The sequence below is a fragment of the Streptomyces alkaliphilus genome (assembly GCF_014141535.1).
GTDB lineage: Bacteria > Actinomycetota > Actinomycetes > Streptomycetales > Streptomycetaceae > Streptomyces > Streptomyces alkaliphilus.
In genome coordinates this window covers 1-1,069 of the sequence record NZ_VKHT01001349.1, presented here as the reverse complement: position 1 = coordinate 1,069, position 1,069 = coordinate 1, and the positions used below count along the sequence as shown (strand labels likewise).

Sequence of the window (1,069 nt, the reverse complement as noted above, 5' to 3'; positions counted from 1 at the left end):
CGGTCACACCGGGCGCGGCTCGGGTACCTCGGCACCCAGGACGGCGGCCAGTTCCCGCTCCACCACGGGGAGCACCTCGGCGACGGTCACCTCCCGCCCCAGCTCCCGGGAGAGCGAGGTGACCCCCGCGTCCCGGATGCCGCACGGCACGATCCGGTCGTAGAAGGTGTTGTCGGGGTTGCAGTTCAGGGCGAAGCCGTGCATGGTCACGCCCTTCGCCACCCGGATGCCGATGGCCGCCAGTTTGCGGTCCTCGCCCCGCTGCCCGGCGTTGGACGGCGCGTACTGCGGACCGCACAGGCGGGGGTCGAACTCCTCGTCGTTCAACCGGGGGTCGAAGTCCAGGGCCAACCCACCGGCGGAGGCGGGGATCGCGTCCGGAGCGGCATCACCCAGTACCCACACCCCGCTGCGCCCCTCCACCCGGGTGGTGACCAGGCCGAGGACGGCGCAGGTGCGGATCAGGGCCTCCTCCAGTCGGCGCACGTGGGCGACCACGTCCACCGGACGGGGCAGCCTGAGGATGGGATACCCCACCAGTTGCCCGGGGCCGTGCCAGGTGATCTTGCCACCCCGGTCGACGTCCACCACGGGCGTGCCGTCCAGCGGCCGCTCGGAGTCCTCGGTCCGTCGACCGGCCGTGTACACGGGCTGGTGTTCCAGGAGGAGGCAGGTGTCGGGGATCTCGTCGGCGAAGCGGGCGGTGTGCACCCGCCGCTGCTCCTGCCATCCGGCGTGGTACTCGACCGCCTCCGGACCGAACCCGAGGTGGACAAAGCGCAGCTCACTCACTGCGGCGCTTCCTCTCGTCTACGCGCCGCTGGTGCCGGCCGTTCCGGTCCAGGAGGGCGCCCGGGACTCCACTCTACGACTGCGGGAGGGCCACGCGATACGCCCCCCGTGCTCACACGTACGGATGAATCGAGAGGCGAAACGCCCGAATGCGGCAATCCTCCGGCTACATTCACGCCGTTCCAGCAGGGCACCCGGGTGCCGCACGGCCGTATGGCAGGAGACCGCATAGCTGATGTCCACGGAACGACCCGGAGACTCCTCCACTCCCCAGTCC

The 1,069-nt window shown here is 71.0% G+C and carries 1 protein-coding gene; it reads right to left on the bottom strand.

The annotated features are described in order from the left end of the window. Positions 1-3: 3 nt before the first annotated feature. A complete protein-coding gene (lipB, locus tag FNQ90_RS24410) occupies positions 4-792 on the bottom strand; it encodes a lipoyl(octanoyl) transferase LipB (protein ID WP_182608322.1) in 789 nt (262 codons plus the stop codon). Between the last annotated feature and the right edge of the window lie 277 nt (positions 793-1,069).